The following is a 22,105-nucleotide window of genomic DNA, read 5'->3' on the forward strand; positions in this document are numbered from 1 at the left end:
GGTATGTTACCCTAAGTTACGGAAACCCGTGCACTTGTACAACGGAATTCGTCGATTGTTCAAAAATAAAATGCTGATTGTTAATATCTTACGTTCCCGTTGATAGAAAATCAGCAAGCCCTAGTTTAGTTTCACGTCGATTATTAAAAAATCTTTACTGAAAAACGACGTTTCCATATTGTTCCCAACCTTTTTTCGTTATTTTTTCTATGTAGGCTTCCGCCACCTCGGCATCCCTATGCCATTTCCATTGACCACTTGGCACCTCTTTCATCGTTTTGATTTCGGCGATCATTTGCCTTGTTTCTGCAAGACCTTCTTCAATAATGGCATGCAGCTTTTCGGTGCGATGTTCTTCCCCACGGGCATAGATTCGATACCCGTAATACGCTTTTGCCACAGCTCTTCTTAACTTGGCCGCAATCAACGTTCTATAAAAAGTATCGTAGAGCACTTGGTAAGATTTGGTTTCAACCTTGTTTTCTACAGCTTTTATATGGCCTAAAGCTTGCATTGCCAAATCGACCCCATAATCTTTTTCCGTAATGACGTATTCCAAATATTTTTGATTCATTAGCTCCTTAGGTTGAATCCAATTAACCTCTAAAACCTTTGGGATTTCCTTGAGGTTATATCCCTCGGCTTTTTTGTGGTGGGCAGGTGCGAGGTGGTTGACGATATGCTTCCAATAATGAAATTCTTTGTTTACGCCATTTTCAACCTTGACCATTGGAGAATCCGTCCATCGCCCTGACACGTGGCGAGTGTAAATTGACCGATAATCGAAATCCAATCCGCTGTGGTTGTTCGAGTTTAACCCTAGGGTGTAGAAAGAGGATTTTACTATACCATAGGAAAGTCTAAAGGCTTTGTTTAAATCGGCAAACGCTGCTTCACCATAGCGCTTTTTCAAAAATATGTTATAAATGGAATCGTATTTTTCCAGTGTTGGGGCACGATACATGGCTTCCAAAAGGATTTCAGAGGGTTTGTCGATGGTCTTGGTCGTTCCGTAACGGTCTACCCTTGCCACGTATCCGATAACATGGGGGCGGTCCTCAAAGCTTTTCCATCTATTGAAAACATGCTCCACATAGGTGTTGGCAATAATACTTTGCCCATTGAATTCATTGCCCAGATCAAATTCTACGAGGGTAGGGCGGTCTATTTTTCCAGGCAACGGGTTGGGAGGGTGGTAGAGAAAAAAATCGTGGGGCGTTTCTTTTATCATCAACTTGATTTCGTCGTGTTCCAAAAGTTGCACACATTCCAACACATTTTTGTATTCGGTGTCGTTGTAGGCAAAAGTTCGTATGTACAGGCTTTTGTCCAATTCTTTGATAAGAACGTCGGCGATGGCGTTTACCACTAGGGCCAATTTTTCACCTCCTGTCTTCAGGTATTCCGAATACTGGTCTTCGGCGCGTGCACCTGTTTCGATAAAGGTCAATACGATGCCATCTACCTTGGGTAGCAGGGCCATCATTTCCCGATAATCGTTTTTGAACCATTCCCAAAACCCGGCATTGTCCAGATCCAGTTTTCCTGCACTGTTCTTGAATTCATCCGGGTAGTAGTCCAGATTGTATAAGGCGTGATCCCATACCAAGACTTCTTTTATATTTTCTTGGTGTGCCTTGTCGATAAACGAATTGACCAAGGCTACCTTCCTTTTATCTCGGGCATCCTTTAAATCCATGATCAAATGATGCGACAATTGTAGGTGGTTGACCTCATATTCCTTCGCTCGTTGGATAATGGCTTCCCCTTCTTCGGGGATATTTGTCAGGATATTCCACCCCCTAATAATGGGTTTTAAACCGTTATCATCTTTCTTTTGTAAGTCGTTTTGCGTCAATCCACACGCGGAGAAACATAGGAGCCATAAACTCAGTAGTGTAGGAGCTTTCATTCTTTTGTCCAATTATTGGTGATCAACCAGTTTTTTAATAGCTGTGTCCATTGTGCCACATTTCCTTCTTTCCTCAAGGCCATTCCATATCCGTGTCCACCGTTTTGAAAAACATGCAGTTCGGAATCTTTAACCCCGTTTTCGATTAAGTTTTCATAAAATCGAACGCTGTTGGCGAACGGAACTGCCGTGTCATCTGCGGAATGTACCAAAAAGGCGGGCGGCGTTTGTTCGTCAACGTGGTCTTCATTTGAATATTCGGCCACCAGTTCATCGGTAGGATTTGGCCCCAGCAATTTCTTTCGCGACCCCATGTGGGTAAAGGTGCTGTCCATTGTGATAACGGGGTATATCAATACGGAGAAATCGGGTCGTTGTTTTTCATTGTGATGGGTGGAAAGCGAAGCGGCCAGATGCCCTCCTGCCGAGAAGCCCATAACCCCTACTTTTTTAGTATCTATATTCCAATCTTCGGCATTTTCCCTAATCAGCTCCATTGCGCGCTGCGCATCTTGTAGCGGAACGTTTTCTTTCTTCGTCATCATTTTGTCATTTGGCAAACGACTTTTTAATACGATACCGGTTATCCCCAGATTTTGCAACCATTTGGCCAAATCGACACCCTCTGGAGTAAAGGAGAGATAGGTATAGCCGCCGCCAGGGCAAATAAGAATGGCCGAGGAACGATTGGAAGTGTTTTTCGCCTTATAGATGCTTATCGTAGGATGCTTGACCTTGAAAATCCGTCGCACCACGGTATCTTCCATTTGTATCTCTTCTTCGATGGTATTCGGGATGGCATTCGGAATGGCGCCATCATATAAGGGTACCACGAGGTCTTGGGCATTCAGCCAACTGCCAAGGATAAAAAGACACAATGGAACAATGTATTTCATACTAAATTTGGGTTAAGAGTTGTACTTCACTTTTCAAAATTTTTAAGCGCCACCAATTGCCCAGCGATAAAATCAGCTTGTTTTTCCCTTATCTCATTATGAAAATGAACATGGTCTTTATAAGCTTCCGGGCCAAATTTTTGGGTAAACGTGAACAGGTCTATTACGCTGATATCTGCGTCGGCCATTAATTTCCCGGCCTCTTGATTGTACCGAAGAACATCTTTTGAAAACCGGTGAAAACTTGCCTTTCTATTGTGGATGGAATCGATTACCGGGGTCGTGTTGATCCAAACCAATTCGGCTCCCAGTTTTTTGGATATACCGATGATGGAATCAAGATTTTTCTTATAAAGTGCCAACGACACCTGCACTTCGCCCGTAGCGGGCTTTGTCTTGATATCATGTAGTCCACAGTTGATTACCAAATAATCCGTGGCAAAACCAACGCTATCCTGTAGCTTTTTAAGATAGTCCAGTACCATTTTGGAGTCGCCGCCATTGGCACCTACCGGATTATCCAAATCCTTTAGTGCTTGGCCATCATCCCGCTTACGGTCATATTCAAAAAATCCATTTAAAGAATTTTTTAGGTAAGGACCATATTGGATGGATATACTATCACCAATAACAAATACCTTGGGTTTTAGCAGTTGGATATCAGCTGTAAAGGCTATTAATAAAAGGGAGATACTAAAAAAATAATAAATTTTAAACATATGAACCAAGGGTTTGTTTTTGAATGAAATACTAGTTGAACTGTAAATCTATCTTTTCTTTTTTTTCTGCCGAGAATATAGCTGTTTTCAATGTGCCATTTTCTAGGGTAAATTCAATTTCGTGGTCGTTTTTAAGAATTTTCGAAACCTCATTATCAGTATGAACAATAATCTGCCATTCCCTACTTTGAGACATGTTTTTAAAATAACCTTTTATAGGATGAATAGTAAAACTAAAATCATTTTCGTTCTCTTGTTTTAAATCAATCGAAGTAATCGAAAAAATACCCTGTAAATAATCATTTGAAATTCCGTCGTCTTCGATTAAATCGAAATTTCCGTTTTCACCAGGATATATATGCAGTTCAATGAAATTATTGGTGCCCGCTTCGATGCTTCTTGCGTATTTCCGATAAGGTATGATAGCTCCTTTTTTTACAAACAGCGGTATTTGATTGATGGGTGCCTCAATAGTGTGGTTCGTTCCAGATTTATAGAATGCTCCCGTCCAATAATTAATCCAATTTGAGCCCTTTGGAAATTTAACTTCCCTAGAGGTTGCTCCCTTTTCATAAATAGGAGCTACCAAGATATTCTCTCCAAAAAAATAGGTGTATAAATCGCCTTCTATGGGTCTGATGGTATTTACCCCATCAATACGCGATTTATGGGCGTAGGTATATATGTATGGAAAGAGTTGCATTTTTAGATGTGCAAACTTTCGAAAAATTGTATCAGCTTGCGCTGATACTTTATAGGCAAAATTCCTTGATTCGTTTTCTGGTTGGGCAAAAGGAGTGGTCAAAGGAACGAAGGTTGAAAACTGTAACCATCTTATGTATAATTCAGTATCTATAAACCCATCTTCACTTACGGCAAAGCCCCCCATATCATTGGCCAAAAAAGGAATAGTATGATAGTGCTTGTCCAGGTCTGTGTACATGGCGATATTCTCTTTAAGACCAATTTTGGGTATCCAAGGTTGAAACTTTCTTTCGTGAGTAAACGCAGACCAGTCCGATCTGGTGTCATCTGTCCATTTCCCAGGATATTTTTTATATTCTCCACTTTCTGTGCCATGACTATGAGAAAAAACAAAACCTCTACCTTCGGTTTCCATGCCATATTCTTGTGATAACTCGAACATAGTTTTGACTACTGGTACTGCATCGGTTCTATCGAGCTTTAAAAAATCAACTCCATCTTCAAAAAAAGGCTTCATTTTTGATTTGAAATAGGCAACAGCTTTAGGGTTTTCAAAATCAATATTGCCACACCAAGTGCCATCGATTTCCGTATCATTTCCATCCATAATAGTACTTCTGCTACCATTATGCCAAGAATTGGTGTTTATAAATTCATCTTTAAAAAACCCTCTAGATTTAAAATCTTCATAAACTTCCTCATTTCCGGTTTTAAGTATACAATCCCAGACCCACATTCCTGCTTTAATGTTCTTATCTTCCAAAAAGCTCCATAATTCATTCCTATCTGGATAGGAAATTGTGTCACCAACAAAATCCAAGTATTTATCTGGCCCTACACCTTCGTTCTGATAATCCCAAATCCATGAATCTATCCAAAAGGCGTCAATAGGGTAATCATGAGCTAATATTTCATTAATCAATTCAACACTTTCTTCCTGATTACTGTATGCACCGTAGATATAGCCAAAAGCCCACGATGGAGGTAAAACTACCATCGAATCGGCCAGTTGAACAGTTAAGGGCTTATCTTCTATATCTTTAGATAGGCTGTGATCTTTGCACGAAATGACGTAAAATGAAATAGTGAATAGTGCTATTTTTAAGAATCTCATCTTAATTATATTTGTTTGTAGAACTTCAATCCTTGAATCGACCCCTTGCGATACGGTAATACATAGCTATTTTCCTTCCAATAATCAGTATGGTCTGTATTCCTAAATATCCCCTTTAAGGAATGCCTATTTTAGTTTTTAAATTGATTTGGAAAGTAATAGCAACCTAAAGATAGAATCAGTAGGAAATAGAAAATATTCTTTGCATGTATCTTTATTGTTTAAAAATAAAAGGCTGCTTTTGAAGGAACAAACTAAAACTAACTAACTCAACTTAACTCAACCCAAAAACCGGATCAGTGTTCAAACAAACCTTTTGCAGCCTTTTACATTTTTTAATTTTTGGGAATCAGTCTTTTATACCATGCGACCGCCCCGGTACCATTCTGCTGAACGAATCGAACGTATAGCGACTCCTCGGTGATTTCCAGTATTTCGTACTCCGCGGCATCTACATCCATTCCAAGATAGGCCCCTTCCGAAAATCGAAGCAGCGGAACACCGTCATCTTCGCGTATGGCAAGCGACCATGTTAGGCCACCAGGTGAAACATAGTCGGCTTTGAAATCTCCCCCTGACAGAGTTCCCGCCGGACAGATATCGGCGGAAGGTTCAGAGCTATCATATTGGTCTATAAAAAGGTTTCGGGTATAAACATCACCGCCCGTTTCCAAGTCATACGCAAAACCATCTAGTTTGAAGGTATATTCGTCGTTGTAGAGACCGAGACACTCCATCGCCCCCGCAGGCCTTGACCAAAAATCATCGGCAAGTCCGGTAGACACCCTTCCGGCGGTTGAATGGCCGTCGATATCTTTATCAATGACCCAAGTCTTGCCTTCTAAAGAGCCTCCTGTTAAGATAGTTGCGGCTTCTGGAAGCGGCACCAATCGAACGCCCCAACGCACGGCTCCTTCACCACCTCCCTGAACAAATGCCAGTTGTATTTCATTCTCATTAAATACGATGGCCTCGTATTCCAGTGGTTCTACCCACATGCCCAAATAACCTCCTGGAGAGAGCGTAATAATTTTGGTGCCATCCGCTCTCGTACTCAAATTATAGGTTAAATCCGAAGGTGCATCATAAGTGGCCAAACGATCGCCTCCTGAAAGTACAGGTGGCGTTTCGCCTTCGGCTACATCATTACATCCGGCATCGGCAGGATTGAGGGAACTGGCAAAGCCAGTATCGAAGCCGTTTCGGGTATATACATCTCCACCCGTTGCTAGTATGAACTGATTATCTTGTGTTTTACCTTCTTCAAAGTTGAAGATGTAAACATCGTTGTACATTCCCATACAAGCCATATTATTCGCCGGGCGAGACCAAAATCCAGTGATATCACCTGCGTCACCTGTTCTTCCTGCTGAAGAATGACCATCGGTAAACCGGTCAACTATCCAAGCCTTCCCCTGACCTGGAATACTTCCTGTCAAAATTTGGAAATCTGGTGGAACGTTGGGTCCCGGGGGAAACTTTAAATCCACATTCTTATTTTTGGTCGTAAAACCCACATCATTGTAAGTGGTCATCGTTATGGTGTAGGTACCCTCGTCCGGATAGGTAACTTCCGGACTATACTCGATAGATCGATCCGTTCGCCCTTCTTCTATGATACCAAAATCCCACGCCAACCGAACCTGCGTGGTGTCGATGTTCAATGGAGTAAGCTTTATTTTAAGGGGATTTATCGAATCCAAGGCAATCGTGAAATCACCTCCTTCAGGCTTTTCCCCGAAATCAACGTCATCATCCTCGTTGCAGGAAGCGAGCAACAATAGCGACAAAAAGCATATTTTATATAGTTTCATAATTTTCATTTTTTAGTAGCCAGGATTTTGGGTTAAAAGAGGATTGATTTCCAAATCTCTGATGGGTATCGGCAACAATAATTTACCAGGGTTTCCACCACCTCCAGGAGAAGATGGGTCCAAACTTGTAGCTAGGAGTGCCCTATTCCCGCCATCATAGCTATCATATCGCAACAAGTCAAAAAATTGGTGCGGTTCGAGCATCAACTCCCGTTCACGCTCATCCCTCAAAAATTCCCTGAAACTATCTTGTGTCGAAAGCGTATCGAACGAAACAGGATCTACACCTGGGTACGTTATGTTGTTATAGGTACCAGCGGTTCGACCTCGCAGCTGATTGATAATATCGAGTGCTTCTTGGTTGGGATACGATGTTTCATTCAATGCTTCTGCCTTCAGTAACAACGCATCGGCCAATCTTAATAGTACAAAATTGGTAGGGTCATCGAAAATACGGGACCCATCTACATCGAAAGGGATAAATTTGACACCCCTGTAATAAACTTCACCAAAGAGTGGAGCTCTTCTAGCCGTAACACCCTGTCTCAGATCTTTGGGGTCATCTTCATCTCCTTCGTATAGAAAATATTTTTCAGGTGGAACTGAATTGATTCTCACATCAGGCACCAAGAATAAATATCCACCTTGATTGTTGAAGCCCGGATTAAAAGTTTGGATTTCCCAGATGGATTCGTCGGTATTCTGAAAAAACGTCCCGAAAATGCTGAAGAAATCATCTACTAGGGTAAATTCGCCACTGTTCTCGATTTCATTGACCAACCCTATTACATTTTCCCACTCTTGGTCTTCTGCCGCTAGTTTGGCCAGCATCAGTTTCGCGGCACCCTTGGTAACGCGGCCTTTGCTATTGATTGTCTCACCATTTTCGTTGCTATTGTTTTCGTCCAAGAGATTGGTATATCTCCAAGGTAACGACGCTGCCGCCGACTCAAAATCCGAAGTGTAAAAAGCGCGTACTTCCTCGACAGGGGTACGTGCCACATCATTGGCTCCTGGATCTGAGGATTCGGGAAATTGAGTGATCAATGGAACGTCACCAAAAAGCTTTGTCAAATAGTAATAGACATGCCCTCTCAAAAATCTGGCCTCTCCAATAATTTCTTCTTTTCTCGAGATACCTGGAGTACTACCTTCAGGAAAGGAATTTTCATCAACTAGATCAATATTGTCAATTAGAAAGTTTGCACGGGCAATGGCATTGTAGCCTACCTCCCAATATCGATCCGCCCCTCCGTCGTTATCTGCCCTCATAGCAGGTCGAAAATTGAATACATTGTTTTCAGGTGCGGTCAATCTAAAAAATTGATTGGCCGATTGCGGTAAACCTGTCATTGCCCGTTGTTGAAAGTCCCTAAAAACTTGAAAATAAACTCCTAAGAGTAGACCTTCTGTATCGGAGATCGAGTTAATGGTTAAATCTTGCCTGTCCTCTGGTTCCAAATCCAAAGCATTATCACAGGACACTTGCATTAGTACTAATACCAGTAAAATGAGTTTTATAGTGTTGAATTTCATAGCTTAAAAGTTTAAATTAAGGCCAAAGATGATTGTAGCTCCCGCAGGATACGTTCCATTGTCATATCCTTGCAGTATCCCTCTTGAAATATTATTATGGTTCACTTCGGGGTCATACCCAGAGTAATTTGTGAACGTTAGTACGTTGTTCGCAGTGGCGTAAAATCGAAGCGATTTTATCTTCAACTTTTCCAATGCGGTTTTAGGCAAAGAATAGCCCAGCGTCAACGTCTTTAAACGAAGATAGGAACCGTCTTCAATGTATCTGTCAACAGGCACCCCCCCAACGTAATTGTTATTAAAGTCTATACCTTGATACGTGGCGTTCGTATCGCCAGGACCTCGCCATCTTCCCAGATAGGCCTCTTCCAAAATATTTCCGGTGACTTGATCTCTATCACCAAGACCCGTGTTTTCCAGTATGGCTAGCGTATTGTTGACAATATCGTTGCCGTACGACCATTGCCAGAATATGCCCAAGTCAAAATTTTTGTAGTACAAATTATTGGCAAAGCCCCCGAAATGATCGGGCAGTGGACTTCCAGAAATTACGGCATCGTTAATATCGATAACGCCTATTTCATCCTCATCAAGTACCCCATTTTCATTGATGTCAATATCGGTTACATTGAGATAATTAAAATCTCCGGTTTCGGGATTGATACCGTCCGTTCGAACTGCCCGGAACGAAATTGGCTGGCCCTCTCTTGCAATTGAATACGTTCCAGCAACAATATCTTCCCCATTATTCGCCAATCGAAGTATTTTATTCTGATTGTAGGAAATATTGAAATTCATGTTCCATCGGAAATCCTTGCCCTCAAAAAGTCTGGCAATAAATCCAAGTTCCAATCCTTTGTTTTCAATATCTCCGATGTTACCTGTGCGACTTAGAAAACCACTAGTGCTGGGTAATTGAAGGCTGGAAAGCAGGTCTTCTGTTTTCTTTCGATAGTAATCCGCTGTGATTTCCAAGCGGTTGTTAAAGAAAGAAGCATCCAAACCAAAATTGTATTCTTTGGTAGTTTCCCACGAAAAATTTCTATTATCGATATTATCAGGAGCTAAGGTACCTTGAAGTAAATATGTCTGACCACCCTGTGGACTAACGGTTCCCTTCCATTCAAAAGGATTTCCCAATTGATCGTTACCAACTTCGCCATAGCCTGCCCTAAGTTTTAATAGGGAAACAATGTCATTGTCTTTTAGGAAATTCTCTTCGGATATAAGCCATCCCGCGGAAGCGGAGGGGAAGAAGCCCCATCTATTATCAGGTCCAAACCGAGACGAACCATCGTACCTACCCGCCAGTTGCAATAAATATTTTTCCTTGAAGTTATAACTCAACCTTGAATAAGTTGAGGCCAGGGCAAAATCGTTGAAGGGTAGCGCATTGTGCCCCGCATAAACCCCTGCACTGATACTGGCAACCGGTGCTGCCAGTTCTGAGACCACGACAGTAAAACCTCTGCTGTTGTTTTCTTGAAAACTAAAGCCCCCTAGAAGATTTAAATTATGGTTCTCACCAAGAAATGGAAATTCGTAGGTCAAATAATTCTCTGTGAGCCAAAAGAACGTTTTGGATGCCGCATTGATCAACCGTCCGCTTCGGGCAATCGCCGGATCGGGTGGATAGAAATAGTCATCAAACTGATCCCTTAAGTCAACACCAAAGCTTGTATGCAGTTTTAGTCCGTTGACTACCATAATGTCTGCAAAAACATTTCCCAAGAATCTGTTTGCCGTATTCTCAAGGTTTTGAGTTAAAGCCAATCCAACGGGATTCACCACATTATTGAGTGGATCGATGGTAAAACTTCCAAGTTCGTTCTTTACTGTATAGGTAGGATTGGCCACGAGGGCCGATCCGATTACACTGGGGCCGAAAAGGGAGTTGCCGTTGCCGAAATCATTGGTGTCGTTACCATTGTTACGCAATCGGTTACTGTTGCTTTTGCTGAAAACTGCTCGCGTACCTACCTTTATTTTATCGGAAAACGTCCAATCCAGATTGGTACGAAACGAAAACCGATCAAAATCTGAATTGATAATGGTTCCTTGTTGGTCAAAATAGGCGGCACTAACAGAGTAGGCCAGATTTTCACTACCCCCAGAAACACGTAGATTAACATCCGTCATAAGGCCCTGGCGAAAAATTTTATCTTGCCAATTCGTATTATTCTCGGGTGATTCAATATAAAACGGTGCCTGTCCTATTTGCGCCAGCCCTTCATTGGTCATAGCGGCAAACTGCTCTGCATCTAGAACCTTGTATCTATTTTTCTCAGGAATAAAGGTAACACCCGTGTAGTGGCTAAAAGATATTTGTGGTTTGCCCACTCTTCCTCTTTTTGTGGTTACCAAGATAACGCCGTTAGCTGCCCTTGATCCGTAGATACTGGCAGCTGATGCATCTTTAAGTATTTCAATCGATTCAATGTTCTCAATCGCAATATCGGCGATTGGGCTGACCGTTTCGTTACCGGCAGCACCTCTACCCCCATCCGCATCCGACCTTCTAAATGGATCGAATTGACCCGCTGGGTCATTTATGATAGGAACGCCATCCACAACATATAATGGTTCCTGACCTGATAAGAGCCCTGTAGTTCCTCGAATTCTAATAGAAACTCCTCCTCCCGGCGAACCTGTGTTTTTAGTTACCTGAACACCGGCAGCTCTACCTTGCAAGGCCTGGTCAAAACTAGCAACCGGAACTTCGACAAGTTCCTCGGCCTTTACCGAACTTATGGAAGAGGTTACTGCTTTCTTGATGCTAGAACCATATCCAATGACCACAACATCTTCTAACTGCTGTGCATCAGGTAGCAGTGAAACATTCCTGGTTGCAGATTCCTGAACACTTATTTCTTGGGTTTTGTAACCAACATAACTAAAAGCAAGGATTGCAGGAACATTTCTTAGCGTTATGGAATAGCTTCCATCAAAATCGGTGACGACACCATTTGAGGTGCCTTTTTCAATGACATTGGCACCGGGCAACGGTGCGCCATTTTCATCCGTAACCGTTCCTGTAATCTGTATTCCTTGCTGTTGCGCGCTTTTATCGAATACCGCTGAACGTTTGAAGTCGATAAACGCGTCTTTGTCTCTCGTGAGAATAATCTGTGTATTCCGTACTTTATATATCGTAGCGGTCTTAGAGAAAAGTTTTTCCAATACCGTTTCGATATTTTGTTTATCCACTTTCAAGGATACCGTCCGTTCGAGATCAACATCTCTGGTTTTGTAAACAAATTTGAACTTGGTGCTAGATTGAATTTCATCAATAACCTGTCTTACGGTAACGTTCTCTAGGTCTAAACTAACTTTTGCGGTTTGTGAATAGCTATCATTTGCGTGAAGCCCCAACATAGTGGTCAGCAAGAATAGCGTGGTAAGTTTCATTTTCAGACTGAATTTAAAACGAGGTTCTTCCAACCAAGTCGTATCTACTGGTTTTTTCATATTTTTGAGTGTTTTAATTTGGTTAGCAACTGTTGCCAATCAATTATTGTCACGCCGGAAGATGTTCGCCCATTTTCCGGCTTTTTTTTAGGCCAACTGACAAAAGCTTGCTTGAATTTTTTGCCTATTATTTTATCTTCATATCGTGCTGTTTGTTTGTTTGTTTGATTAATCAATGATTACTTTATTGTTCTTTATGGTGTATTCAATTTCGTGGGCATCATTAAAAAAACTGAGAATTTCCTCGATTCCGATATCATTAAAACTTGCATCAAACACCTCTTTTCCCAACTGGACATTATAGTTTTCTATCTCAACATTGAAATGCCGTTCTAACTTTAAAAGGATGTTGTCAAACGTTTTATTTTTAAAGACCAACTGCCCATCGCGCCAAGAGGTATATACATCTGTATTCGCCTCGTTGACCTGAATTTGTTCGGAATCGATATCAAAGGAACCTATTTGGCCAGGAATCAATGTAGCTGCCAGGTCGGATGTGCTAATACCTGTCAAACGTACCGCTCCTTCTACTAGTACGACGTTTATGGAATTGTCTTCACTATAGGCGGAAATATTGAATTCGGTGCCAAGAACCTCTGTGTTCAACTTGTTAGACGTTGTCACTATAAAGGGTCTCTCTTTGTCTTCAACAACATCGAAATAAGCTTCCCCGTCCAAAAAAACCTGTCTCTGCCCTTTTTCAAAAAAATTTACAGGATATCTAATGGAGCTTCCTGAATTTAAAAATATCTCCGTTCCGTCGGAAAGAAGTAATTGGAATTGTTTACCAAATGGTATTCGTAAGGTATTGAATACCAGTTTTTCAGACTTAGCAGCATTGCTGTATTCCAATTTTAGATTTTTTTGGCTGGCAATGACCTTACCTTCGGTATTCTTCAGTTCCTTTGTTTTTTTGGGATTTACGACCTCCACCATACCATTAGCAAGAGTAACCGTAATATGTTCATCTCTAGGAACCAAACGGTTCATATTATCCTTTGCATTCGTCTGTTTATTGTAGAAGTATCCGGCACAAAAAACAAGAAGCATTGCCGCGGCATATTTCATAAACCGCTTTACCTGCAACCTGTAAATGATACTCTTATCTTTGCGTATATTTTGGACAAGCTTCTTCTTTGCCTGCTCGGTATCAAAGTCTTTCATATAGTAGTCTATTGCGAAATTGATTTTAATAAAAGCTTTGAAATGCTCAAGGTTTTTTGGTTCTTCAAGCCATTTTTCTAGCTTTTTTCTATCATTAAGACCGCATTGGCCCGTAACATACCTTGAGATTAGAATTTCAACTTTCTTTGTCAACATATAGCTCAATCCTATATCTTTAAAACGAGTGCCATTTGCGACACCCCTATTTTTTTTAACTTTTATTTTACATTTGAAATATTTTTAATGATATTTATATCAATTCATCAATAGTCATTTTATTTTGAAAACAAATTTTCAGGACGACAAGGAACTGATTAAGCATCTTCAAAAAGGTGATGAAAGAGCCTACCAATATTTGGTAGATATGCATTATCGCAGATTATGTGTTTTTGCCAATAGTCTGGTACATGATGTGTTTCTTGCAGAGGATATTGTCCAAAATGTACTATTAAAGGTTTGGAAGAAAAGAAACCGACTGAAAGACGATTTTAATATCAAGGGTTATCTTTCCCGTTCGGTATACAATGAATTCATCGATCAACAGCGCAAACAGTCCGCGCTGCCTCTGGAACTCAAATACATTGATGCGCTCACAGAGATTGTCGAGGATAATAATACCGAGCGGCTATCAAAACTGGTTGCTATCGTAAAAAAAGAAATACAGAACTTACCGCCTAAATGCCGAGAGGTTTTTATGCTCAGCAAGCAAGAAGGCCTAACGAATATTGAAATATCAGGTTATTTGAACATTTCCGTCAAAACAGTAGAGAATCAAATAACCAAAGCCTTCCGAACCCTTAGAAAAAAATTAGATGGAAAAATGGGAACTATCTTGTTTCTTTTGTTCGATGTTGAAGTGTTGGAGACAGATAAAACAAATATTTCCTAATTTAACCTCAGATGAGAGGATCCGTGTCAGCCTCAGGCGCAATCCAAATGCTAGCTAATGGGGCGGTAAAACTATATTTCAATGTGTCGGGAGTGATCCCTTCTTTGTTCGCGCCGGTTAGGCAGCCTTGGTTACAACGGCCGCTATATGGTCTCCAAATTTTTCCACGATATTGTCCTTCCACCATCTGCTTCTTGTACCGCCACTTGGAGGTCTTCTGGAAACCGCTGGTCCACCAGCTTATTTCATTCCCAGACCGGATATTGAGATGGATGTTCTGGTACCGATATCCAAAAATCCCGGTGAGCGAACGGAAGGGCAGCGCTGTTATTGGGCTTTTAGTTACAACCTATATATGCCTGTGGCATTGTTCCATCCCAAACCTTTTCAGGAATTTGAAGAACCAAAAAACTATTAAGCCTTCTATCCCCAACGCCTCTATGGTTTTGTGGATGGGAAACTGGTGGTACCACAACCAGGCGGCTTTTACGCCGAATGGATAACGCCGGACCTGGTTGGGCCATATAAGGGCGAAAAAGGAAGGAACACTGGTAAATTCAATGAACACGCCATTAGAAACACTATCCCATCATTTCTTTTTGTGCTTAGACCGTATTTTATGGAGGATCGTGAATTGTAGCGTTTCTAGCCACGTCGTATCCATCACCTTCTCTTATCCCTTGCATCCTCGGAAAAGGCCACCAGATTGAACATTTCCCGCATGCGGCTGCGCACCCTGTCGCCATACCTTTTTTCCAATTCGGAGGCCGAGAGGTTAGTAGTCAGGTGGGTGATCCGCCTTTCGTTTTGCATAAGCTCAAACCTAGAGATCAGCAGTTCACCCATAACATTGCAATCTGCGGCATAGTGCCGTCCATCCGGTTCAACCCCTAGGTCGTCAAAGCAATAGTGCTTTTTGTTGCCAAAATCCTCTATGGTCTTATAGCCGAGGTGGTTGAAGGCGAAGACCACGTTTCTGCAGGGTATCACTTCGTACTGCGGCTTGTGTGGGACCAGATAGCGCATAAGTTTCATCAGGGCGGTCTTGCCACAGCCCACCGGCCCAGTAAGGAGAATGCCCTTTTCAAGGTCCATTCCCTTTGCCCTGCAGTGGTCGATATCGCCAATGAAATAGTTGACCAGGTCATAGATGAGGCCATAATCCGCTTCGTGCAGTCTGAACTTTTTTCCGAAGAGCTGCTTGCCCCTGTATTCCAAAAAACGCAATACCATTGGAAAATCGTAGACCAGTTGGTTGTTGGTGAGCTCGGCGACCTTGAACTCTTGGTGGCCCACAATAAGCTTAGAGGGGTTCCGCATAATTCTGGTCTTTTGGGGTGGAGAGATGGTCCTTTCTCAAAATCTCTGTACCATTGGCTGGACCGGTCTCGTGCCTGAGCATCCATTTTTTGGCCAGGGGCCTCCAATTTTTTATGATCTGGTGGCTGCCCAATTTCCAGTGGGTGCTGGAATAGTGCAGAAAGAATTTCTGCGCCTCTACATAGGGCCATTTTTTTTTCTTGAAAAAATCGAAAACATCTTTTTTTTGCGGCGCCCCACTCTGTTTTAAATAGTTTTCTTTTGTTTTTTTAATGTTTTTATAAGATCCCAATGCCTGTTCACCACTGGTACCATACCTGTCCACAGCCAGTCCGGTACTTGTATCAAAATTGAGCATGATCACCTCACTGCTCTTCATGGGGTTGTGGGTGGGCAGGTACCTGATGTACTTCCAGTTGTCCAGATCCCTGATGCACCGATGGTAGGTGTTCCTGGAGCCCACTTTGGAGAGGGACATCACCTCGTCCCGGTGCACGAAGAACCTTTGCTTAAAGCGGTAGAGGTTCCACGTTTGGAAGAGCGCCATATAGATGCTGATATGGCTTGCATTTAGCCGGGCGTCCTTTCGGAACTGCTCGAACACCCCGGTGATGTGATGTATGAAATTTACTGTCGGCATAGTTCAAAAGCTTCTGTCCACCCGGTTGTCCGAGATGACTTGTTGAATCTGTTCCCAATCGTACAAAAGCACACCACCTACCTTGGAGTAGGGCAGGGTACCGTTTATTCTGAGGTTCTGCAGGGTTCCCTGGCTGATCTTCAGCAGTTCCATCACCTCGGAAGATTTAAGGAAGCGTTTTGGTGCGCCCACGGAATTGGCCGTGAGCAGGGTGCGGATCTCGTCGAGGAGCTCCAGTTTAAGGTCCATCAGGTCCTCTGTGGTCGCAATCTTTGCTGGCATAATGTTCGGTTTTAAGAAGGGACCCCGGACGGTTCATCTTTTTTAGATCCAGAGCCCCATCATTGATTTGACTTTCGCTCCAAAGATGAAAAGGACAATTGGAAAAAACTACCTAGGGGGTAACAACAGGGTATAAAATTTAACATTTCATAAAGAGAATAAAGCAGGAAAGTATGGGTGGGTTTGTAGGCATTTTATGGTAAAATCGAAGGTAAAATGTGCCGTTGGACGGACAAAAGTGACCTGTGGCCCTTATTATGGCCCAGAGTATTCCATATGGCATACATTGAATGGAGGCACTGAAATGTATGGGAGCTATTGATTTTCAACATATTGCCCAATTGGATGGAATGGACTGCGGTCCCGCTTGTCTCAAAGCCATTGCAAAATACCATGGCAGGGACTTGCCCTTGCACCAGATAAGGAACCTGTCCTACCTCAATGCAGAAGGTATTTCTTTGGCAGGCATTTCAAAGGCTGCCACCTTCTTTGGCCTGGAGAGTTTTTGCGTGCGCATAGACTGGAACGAGCTACAGTCCTCCCTAACCGGTCCCTGTATGGTTCATTGGAAGGGGAATCACTTTATCGTGGTCTATCGTATTACCGAGGGGTTTGTTCATGTATCGGATCCAGCCATGGGCAATCAAAAGGTCTCGATATCCATGTTTCTCGAAGGCTGGTTGAACAGCGGAGACCAGGGTGTGGTGGTGTTTTTAGAACCGAACGCCAGCTTTTATACGCCTGACCATCTTAGTGAAACTTCCACCACAGGGAATCACCTGATGCATCACTTCTTTTCACATGTCAAGAGCATACACCAGGTTTTTATTGCTTTGGTACTTGTATCCGCTATTCAATTGACCTTACCATTTTTAACCCAGAGTTTGGTTGATTATGGTATTACATATCAGCATCATCAGTTTATATGGGTGGTACTGCTGTCACAATTGATGTTGGTTGGGGTTCAAGCCTTTTTACAACTGGTGAGGGATTGGAACTTACTGCAAGTATCCACGAATGTAAGCTTACAGTTGATCAATGGTTTTTTGGTGCACTTGGTGGGCTTGCCAATGATGTATTTTTCGTCACGGTCAGAAGGTGATCTGTTGCAACGCATAGCGGATAATGAAGTATTGGAGGAGTTTGTGAGCGATGGAGCCCTGGGTGTTCTTTTTGATATGTTCAGTTTACTTCTCTTTGCTCTGGTCTTGGGTTTCTTCAGTTTCAACCTGCTTATGGTTTACGCCGTTGGAACCATGTTCTATTTGATGTGGGTATTGATTTTTATGAAGGAGCGTGCCGTTTTGGACAAGGCCTTCTTCCGTGCCAATTCTACGGTGACCTCAAAGCTGTTGCAAATGCTACGTCATATGGAAGATGTGAAGATCAATGGGTCTTTTGGAAGGCGATTGGGCAATTGGCAGCAAGCACAGCGAAACCAATATCTTTTGAACGGTAGGCTGATGAAGCTCAAACAATATCAGGTAACGATCGGTAATGTGATTCATCAGATAAAAAATTTCATCCTTCTTTTTTTGGCAGCAAAAATGGTAATGGGAGGCACTATGACCTTGGGCACATTATTGGCCATATTGTTCATTATTGCCCAAATGAACGTACCCTTGAAAAATCTTACCCAGTTCATTTTAGATTTTCAACGCGTGAGGTTGGCTTACGAAAGATTGGGGGAAATTGAGAGCGAGCCACTTGAAAATACCGGTGATGGTCAGGTTGAAGTAATGCACCGAACCATTGCTTTAAAGAAACTACATTTTGATTTTGATTCCTCAGATGAAGGGTTTTCTTTGAAAAACTTGAACCTGACCATTCCCAAAGGCAAAGTAACGGCCATAGTGGGAACGAGCGGAGCCGGAAAAACAACCTTGTTAAAGTTACTTTTAGGGTTTTATAAACCCATGGGTGGGGCCATTCTTATAGGCAACGCAGCCCACGCAAATTGTTCAATGGATGCCTGGAGAGCACGGTGCGGGGTGGTGCTACAAGAAGGAAATCTTTTTGAGGACACCATACGAAATAACATTACGGAAGGGCGCTCCGATGAACCTTTCAATCCAGAACGCTATGACAAAGCCGTAAAAGCAGCGCTTTTGACAAGTTTTATTGAGGGTCTCCCTTATCAGAACGAGACTTTACTGGGAGCTGGTGGAATAAGGACCAGTGGGGGAGAAAAGCAACGGGTTTTAATGGCCCGGGCACTTTATAAGGATGCCGACTACCTGTTCCTTGACGAACCCACAAGTGCACTGGATGCCCATACTGAAAGGATGCTGATGGATAATGTATTGGAAGCCTGTAAAGAAAAAACGGTAGTTGTCATTGCCCATAGGCTCTCTACCATTGTCAATGCAGATCAAATTGTTGTAATGGGGCAGGGGCGATGCCTTGAAGTGGGAGGGCACAGAGAACTTTTAGAAAAACGGGGGATGTATCACAATCTCATCAAAAACCAATTGAACTATGTGGAACACTAGTGTTCATTGGCAACGGCAAATTCCAAACCTTGAATTTTTCAACGAAAAATCGTTGTGGAGCAATGGCGCGTCCTGGTCTGTTGTATTGCTCTTGGCGTTGATGGGCTTAGCTTCATTATCCTCCTATGCCGATATCTTGGTTGGACCTGCACAAGTGTTTTCAACCAATCCACCCATTCATGTTATCGCCAAACGCTCCGGACAGTTTAAGATGGTCAATGTATTCCAGCATCAAGAAGTCAGCGAAGGGGACGTCTTGATGGTAATGAATGCAAATGCATACCATTGCGATGTAGCGACGCTAAAGCATCAACTGAAATCAGATGACATGTCAATAGTGACTTTTGAATCCTTGAGAAGGCACTACAATGCCGATCTATCCCTGGGCCTGGAACTTCAACAACAATATGGCCATTTCATTGAACAGTACATGCAATTCGTAAGAACGGTTCAATCCAACGACCATCAGAGGGGTTATGAAAAGGAGAGGGGCAAGCTATCGCAATCGAAACGCTTGCTCAAAGCTCTAAATGCCAAGGTTCGCACGCAGGCTCAACGTGTAAAATTGGCCCAGGACAATGAAATGAGAAGTAAGGTGCTTTTGGGCAAGGGGGTCATTTCGCAGGCTGAATTTGAGAGGGTTCAGGAAAGTCTAAATTTCACAATAGCAAATCAACAAGAAACCATAGGTGAGTTGGAGTCGGCAAAAATCAGCCAAATCGACTTGGCGGGTGACGTTTTCGATGCAGCCAATGTTCAAGCGTACGACCTTCCCGTGCAACGGCTCCTTTTGCAAATGCAAAGACGGGAGCTTATGGAATTCATCTCAAAGTGGGAATTGGAAAATCTAGTTTTAAGTCCCATAAATGGAAAAATCAGTTTGGTTAAGCCACTATATGAGGGGCAGTATGTTGCGTCAGGAGTTCATTTGCTCACTTTACTGCCCACGCACCACGGAACTTTTATTGCAGAGTGCCAGCTGCCCATTTACAATTCCGGCAAGCTGCGCGAGGGCATGGATGTCTTTGTGAGTTTGGATAATTTCCCGAAGAGCGAGTGGGGCCAGCTGAGAGGTAGTGTACTGTCTTTTTCTGAAACCCCAAGCACCGACCATTTTAAACACTTGAAGGTTCAGATCTGTTTAGAGGATTTGGTATCCACCTATGGGAGGTCGATGCCCTTTAGACAGGAGATGTCCGGAAATGCAAAAATCGTTCTGGAGGATATGAGTTTTCTTAGGCGAATTGGATATGGTTTTCGGGATATCTGGGACAACTAAAAATCAAAGATGATGACACAAAAGTTGATATACGTTCTATTGGTTTTTTGGTCGGTTACCGCACCTTTAATTGCTCAGGGTGATTTGGAAACCCAGAGGATAGAGTGGCGACAATTGTCCTTGGATAGCCTTATGGACTTGGAACTTAAATTTGAAACTGAGGATGACATGACTTCTTTGACCGAACTTTATAAAACCATAGAACATCGGGCGGAAATCAATAGGGACACCATGCGGTTGATATGGGTGTATAAAAGAATGGTTTGGGTGTCATCCGAAGCCAATGCCATTCAATTACTGAACAAGGCTGCGCATCTCTCGGTTTCATTTGGAGCAGAAGACTTGGAAGGCAGTGTTATGTACCTTATGGGTGTTTTCTATTATGAAATGAACAGGCCCCATTTGGCCATTGAAAAATTTATAGGGGCTTACCAGCTCGCGAAGTCGGAAAATCATCATGAACTGAAGGTGGCATCCCTAAATGCAATAGCTTCCCTTAAAAGTGAGTACGGGGAAGACCAGGAGGCATTGAGTCTTCAGTTGGAGTCTTTCGATTACTTGAGGCAACACGCCAACAAGATTCCACACTATTATGACACCTATTTAGTGTCATTGGATAATTTGGCACTGAGCTATCTTCAATTGAATATGGTTGATTCTGCCAGGGTGTATACCAAGAAGGCCTTGGATTGGGCTTTAAGGCACGATGATATGGAGGCCCACAGGGAATTAAGAATCCTGGAGGCCCAGGTCAATTATCACGATATGAATTTGGTAAAGGCAAGGGACAGTATTTTGAAGTACTTTGATGATATGGAAAAAGATGGTCAAGCAGACCTGTTGTTCTACTTGGGTATGATAGAGGGAAAACTTGGTCACGAAAAGGAAAAACTGGCCTATTTTGAGCGCATGCACCAGACCTTAGCGGAAATCGATTTTCCTCCGATAGATAATACCAAGGAGCTGTATCGGTTTTTGATGTTAAAGGGCAGGAGCCAAAATGACAGTTACTTAAAAAGATGGGCCTATTATGATAGCTTGAACACCGCAATGGCCCATGCTATAAGAACAACCTCCTTCAAAGATTTTGATGTGCCCAGAATTCAAGAAATGGAGGAGGGCATTCTTTCCAACCTACTGATATGGCGAAGGAAAAACATCATTTTGTGGTCTGTCATCTGTTTACTCTTACCGCTCGTTATAGGGGTGTGCATTGTTTATTATAGAACAAATGGGAAACTGAAACGAATTAAGAACCTACCAGTTGAAGAAACTTTTGAGGAATTGAAAGAAGTGGATGGCTTGGACATCAGCCCGGATGTGATAAGGCGGATACGCCACGACCTAAAAAAGTGGGAAGGGGAAAAGGGATTTTTGGACCCTTCACTGGATCAGAAAAGCCTGGCCATGATGTTGCATACCAATGATACCTATATCTCCCTAATCATCAATCATTATCGGAACAAAAATTTCTCAACCTATCTAAAGGAACTTCGAATAGAATATGCCCTAAATACATTAAGGCGCAATCCGCAGATTTCTTTTGGAAAGTCGGTGGTTCAGCTGGCAGAAAAATTCGGATTTAAGTCTAAAGAGTTGTTTGCACGAAGTATGAAATCAAAAATAGGCATTACTCCCGCTGTCTTCTTGAAGCAATTGAAAAGCGATAATTTATAAATGTGGGCATATCATTTATAAAATATCATAGGGTGAAGAATATATTTGACCCATAATCTAAACATTCAATACAATGGAAAAGCTGAAGAAAAGATTCAAAGACAAAGAAGTGAAAAAGTTGCATCTGATAAAAGGAGGGGGAGATGGTACGCTTAAAAAGCGAAAAATGCGAAGGAAAATATAAGTGGTACTTTTAAT

The 22,105-nt window shown here is 42.4% G+C and carries 16 protein-coding genes; 4 read left to right on the forward strand and 12 right to left on the reverse strand.

The genetic code is table 11. The annotated features are described in order from the left end of the window. Positions 1–154: 154 nt before the first annotated feature. From ACKWCC_RS08180 to ACKWCC_RS08220, 9 genes are all read right to left on the reverse strand, one after another. Entirely contained in the window at positions 155–1,912 is a 1,758-nt protein-coding gene (locus ACKWCC_RS08180; protein ID WP_413995432.1) for a hypothetical protein, read from the reverse strand. Beyond that, the gene (locus ACKWCC_RS08185) at positions 1,909–2,808 is read right to left on the reverse strand and encodes an alpha/beta hydrolase (protein ID WP_413995433.1); all 900 of its coding nucleotides are present in this window, start codon (positions 2,806–2,808) and stop codon (positions 1,909–1,911) included. Before ACKWCC_RS08185 ends, ACKWCC_RS08180 begins: the two co-directional genes overlap by 4 nt. A gap of 26 nt (positions 2,809–2,834) precedes the next feature. Continuing rightward, the gene (locus tag ACKWCC_RS08190) at positions 2,835–3,527 is read right to left on the reverse strand and encodes an SGNH/GDSL hydrolase family protein (protein ID WP_413995434.1); all 693 of its coding nucleotides are present in this window, start codon (positions 3,525–3,527) and stop codon (positions 2,835–2,837) included. 31 nt (positions 3,528–3,558) lie between these two features. Then, on the reverse strand, positions 3,559–5,346 hold the full coding sequence (locus tag ACKWCC_RS08195; RefSeq protein ID WP_413995435.1) for a glycoside hydrolase family 31 protein: 1,788 nt from the start codon (positions 5,344–5,346) through the stop codon (positions 3,559–3,561). 335 nt (positions 5,347–5,681) lie between these two features. Then, entirely contained in the window at positions 5,682–7,160 is a 1,479-nt protein-coding gene (locus tag ACKWCC_RS08200) for a PKD domain-containing protein (protein ID WP_413995436.1), read from the reverse strand. 12 nt (positions 7,161–7,172) lie between these two features. Next, positions 7,173–8,696 (reverse strand): RagB/SusD family nutrient uptake outer membrane protein, encoded by a 1,524-nt coding sequence (locus ACKWCC_RS08205; protein WP_413995437.1) that lies wholly within the window; start codon positions 8,694–8,696, stop codon positions 7,173–7,175. A 3-nt stretch (positions 8,697–8,699) separates the two neighbouring features. Then, positions 8,700–12,164: a TonB-dependent receptor gene (locus ACKWCC_RS08210; RefSeq protein WP_413995438.1), complete on the reverse strand. Its 3,465-nt coding sequence runs from the start codon at positions 12,162–12,164 to the stop codon at positions 8,700–8,702. Further along, a complete protein-coding gene (locus tag ACKWCC_RS08215) occupies positions 12,161–12,340 on the reverse strand; it encodes a hypothetical protein (protein ID WP_413995439.1) in 180 nt (59 codons plus the stop codon). The genes ACKWCC_RS08210 and ACKWCC_RS08215 overlap by 4 nt, the downstream gene beginning before the upstream one ends. Next, on the reverse strand, positions 12,333–13,484 hold the full coding sequence (locus ACKWCC_RS08220; RefSeq protein ID WP_413995549.1) for a FecR family protein: 1,152 nt from the start codon (positions 13,482–13,484) through the stop codon (positions 12,333–12,335). Before ACKWCC_RS08220 ends, ACKWCC_RS08215 begins: the two co-directional genes overlap by 8 nt. Positions 13,485–13,608: 124 nt before the next feature. On the opposite strand from ACKWCC_RS08220, the gene ACKWCC_RS08225 reads away from it, so the two are divergent. Continuing rightward, entirely contained in the window at positions 13,609–14,217 is a 609-nt protein-coding gene (locus tag ACKWCC_RS08225; protein WP_413995440.1) for an RNA polymerase sigma factor, read from the forward strand. 663 nt (positions 14,218–14,880) lie between these two features. On the opposite strand, the gene ACKWCC_RS08230 is transcribed toward ACKWCC_RS08225, so the two are convergent. The 3 genes from ACKWCC_RS08230 to ACKWCC_RS08240 are packed head-to-tail and all read right to left on the reverse strand — an operon-like array spanning position 14,881 to position 16,459. Next, positions 14,881–15,537 carry a P-loop NTPase family protein gene (locus ACKWCC_RS08230; RefSeq protein WP_413995441.1) on the reverse strand — a complete coding sequence of 219 codons (657 nt, stop codon included), beginning with the start codon at positions 15,535–15,537 and terminating at the stop codon, positions 14,881–14,883. Then, positions 15,521–16,177, reverse strand: coding sequence for a hypothetical protein (locus tag ACKWCC_RS08235; protein WP_413995442.1), 657 nt, complete (start codon positions 16,175–16,177; stop codon positions 15,521–15,523). Before ACKWCC_RS08235 ends, ACKWCC_RS08230 begins: the two co-directional genes overlap by 17 nt. 3 nt (positions 16,178–16,180) lie before the next feature. Beyond that, the gene (locus tag ACKWCC_RS08240) at positions 16,181–16,459 is read right to left on the reverse strand and encodes a helix-turn-helix domain-containing protein (protein WP_413995443.1); all 279 of its coding nucleotides are present in this window, start codon (positions 16,457–16,459) and stop codon (positions 16,181–16,183) included. Between the two features lie 290 nt (positions 16,460–16,749). Here ACKWCC_RS08240 and ACKWCC_RS08245 point away from each other — a divergent pair, with 290 nt between their 5' ends. The 3 genes from ACKWCC_RS08245 (at position 16,750) to ACKWCC_RS08255 (ending at position 21,907) form a co-directional block, all read left to right on the forward strand. Further along, positions 16,750–18,951, forward strand: a complete 2,202-nt coding sequence (locus ACKWCC_RS08245; protein ID WP_413995444.1) for a peptidase domain-containing ABC transporter — start codon at positions 16,750–16,752, stop codon at positions 18,949–18,951. Then, positions 18,938–20,230 (forward strand): HlyD family secretion protein, encoded by a 1,293-nt coding sequence (locus ACKWCC_RS08250; protein ID WP_413995445.1) that lies wholly within the window; start codon positions 18,938–18,940, stop codon positions 20,228–20,230. Before ACKWCC_RS08245 ends, ACKWCC_RS08250 begins: the two co-directional genes overlap by 14 nt. Before the next feature lie 402 nt (positions 20,231–20,632). Then, positions 20,633–21,907, forward strand: a complete 1,275-nt coding sequence (locus tag ACKWCC_RS08255; protein WP_413995446.1) for a helix-turn-helix domain-containing protein — start codon at positions 20,633–20,635, stop codon at positions 21,905–21,907. Positions 21,908–22,105 lie beyond the last annotated feature (198 nt).

This window comes from Maribacter aquimarinus (assembly GCF_047345505.1).
GTDB lineage: Bacteria > Bacteroidota > Bacteroidia > Flavobacteriales > Flavobacteriaceae > Maribacter.